This window comes from Vibrio genomosp. F10 str. 9ZD137, assembly GCF_049974785.1.
GTDB lineage: Bacteria > Pseudomonadota > Gammaproteobacteria > Enterobacterales > Vibrionaceae > Vibrio.
Window position 1 is genome coordinate 1 of sequence record NZ_JBNGCJ010000979.1, and the last position, 2,769, is coordinate 2,769.

Annotated in this window: 2 protein-coding genes; both read right to left on the minus strand. The window is 46.0% G+C overall.

Annotated features, from left to right (window positions below):
- Positions 1-1,762: TRAP transporter permease (locus ACP45E_RS21110; protein WP_069585512.1), on the minus strand; the 1,762-nt coding region annotated here is incomplete at its 3' end.
- Positions 1,763-1,854: 92 nt separating this feature from the next.
- Positions 1,855-2,769: TAXI family TRAP transporter solute-binding subunit (locus tag ACP45E_RS21115; RefSeq protein WP_069585513.1), on the minus strand; the 915-nt coding region annotated here is incomplete at its 5' end.

A 2,769-nucleotide genomic window follows, 5' to 3' on the forward strand; every position in this document is an offset into this window, starting at 1 on the left:
TGGCCGCTGCAAATGCCGTTAAACAGACTGGCGGAGTCACATTACTGTCTTGAGACAACCAAAAGATAATTAGGTGAGCCGCTAACAACGCTAAGCCGACGGCTTCAATACCCAAACTCTGCTCAAGTAATGTTTCAACAAAATCAGCAGGGACTAATGCGAGCATTTCTTTCGCCGTTTCTAACGCCATTGGTGCATTCAATAATGTGAGCTTTTCTGGCGCGGCTAACATGAATATCGCTTTTGCTTGTTCCGGTAAATTTCCTGAAATCATGAGGTCCAATAACTGGCTTTCTGCGATCAACTTATACAGCGCTGGTGCAGACAACGTACCCAAGACGATATAGGCCGCCGTTACGGGTAAACCCATGCCAAGAATCAATGACGCCAAAGCAATCAACACTAGCATCATCAGTAAGCTACCGTTAGCCCACTCGTTAATCATAAGAGAGAATGTGTTACCAATACCCGTGGTACTAATCACGTTAATCACAAGGCCAATGCCCACCAACAACACCGCTGTCGTGGCCATATTTTTTGCCCCTTGAGACAAGGCTTCTACGATCGCTTTAGGACCCATTTTATGATTTTTAGAGAACCAAGATGACACGATAACCGACACGATAGAGATACCCGCAGCATAGGTTGGGGTAAATCCTTGGACTAATAAAGTCACCAGTACCACTAATGGAATGAGGTTGTGCCAACCGGATAAAAGGACTCGAGTAAGGGAAACCTCACTGGTGCTGATTTTCTGCACTCCGCTACGTTTTGCTTCAATACGTACAAAAAATGCCACCGACAAGAAGTAAATCAGAGCAGGAACAAAAGACACCGCAATGATATCAACGTATGGGATCTGAGTATAAGAGGCCATAATAAACGCACCCGCCCCCATAACTGGAGGCATTAATTGCCCACCGGTTGAGGCTGCGGCTTCGACACCGGCAGCAAAGCGAGATGGAAAACCTGCTTTTTTCATCAGAGGAATACTAATCACACCTGTCGATACGGTATTAGCCACGCTAGAGCCCGATACCGAACCCATAAGGCCTGACCCAATCACCGCAATAAACCCTGGACCACCAATGACTTTGCCAGCGGCAGCGCGAGCAACATTGATGATGTAATCGCCCACGCCTGAGCGAACCAAAAAGGCGCCAAAGAGAATGAACATGAAAACAAATGACCAGCTAATACGAGAAATAGACCCAAACATTCCTTCCGATGAATAGAAACTTCGATACAGCAAGGTTTCCATACTGAGGCCCGGAAAGTGGAATATCCCAGAGGCCCATTGCCCCCATAGAACTACATAGCTCAAACACACTAGAATCAAAATCGGGATGAACCAACCCATGGTTCGTCGTATAAGTTCAATAACGATACTGATCGCCAAAATGGCAAAGAACCAGTCGCTGGCTACAAACTTTACACCTCGTTGATACAAGGCGTCTTCCGCGTACGGAATGTACAGTAAACAGGCGAATGCACCCAAGGCGATAACAACATCAACCACTAACGCTAACTGACTGCTTTTCAAAGAAACATGAGCGGGATACCACAAAGCGCATATCACAGCGAACCCTGCAAAGTGTGTGACTGACACCCAAAGTTCTGGAAGCGTTGAAAAGGTGTTAAACCAAATATGCAAAAGTGATAACACGACACCCAAACCCGTAATGGCGCTGGTTACCCAGGGAAAATCGGTTCGAGTTGGTAATTCATACTTTTGAAGTTCTTGTTCTACTTCGTTGCTCATGCTGACCTCTAACAAGTCTCAATTGGCAATAAAATGACTCGCTCTTTTAACTATGCCGTCAAGAGAGCGAGTTGGGGTTAGACGAGTGTGGGCTAGTTTAAAATAAGCTCAGATGGGATATTAACGCCCATTTCTTTATAGAAACGCGCCGCACCAGGATGAAGCGGTACTGGCAAACCAGAAATCGCTTTTTCTATCGCCATCGCCTTTGTCGCTTTATGAATACCTTGAAGGAATGCAAGATTTTCATAGATCGCCTTAGTCAGTTGATACACATCTTCTTCCGAAATGTCTTCACGTACCGCTAGGAAGTTGGGTTGTGCAATGGTGGTGATCGGCTTATCGATACCAGGGTAGGTGTTCGCAGGGATTTCATACTTCGTCCACAAACTGTATTGTCCATTCGCCTGTTTAATCTGTTCATCAGTAAATGAAAGAATTTGAATGTCTTTACCCAGCGCTGCAAATGCTTGAGTCACCGCTCCAACGGGAACACCTGCGGGTGTATTCATGCCATCTATGGTGCCATTTTGTAAGGCACTGGCACTGCCGCCATAACCCATGTAGGCCAAGCTGAATTGGTCTGGATCCACCGATAACCCTTTCATGATCTGGCGTCCTGAATTTTCAGTACCCGAATTCTTTTTACCAATAGAAAACTTCTCACCCTTCAGATTTGCTAGGTCACTCACTGTCCCAGTTTCAACAAATTCAGAACGAACAATCAAGTGCTCCACGTTTTGCCATAGCATCGACACAGAGCGTAATTTGTCTTGACGCTCTTTATATGGACCTTCTCCACCCCAAGCCCATGCGCCGTAAAGACCCTGTAGAATGGCAAATTGAGCTTCGTTTTCATTAAGAAGCTTCACGTTCTCGCCCGATCCAGCTGAACTGATCGCAGACAGCGAAAACTGATGCTTTTGGGTAAGTTTGATTTTGCTTAGCGTCGCCAGTGCAACACCTACTGGGTAATAAGTACCGCCTGTTGAAGCGGTCGCCAGTAT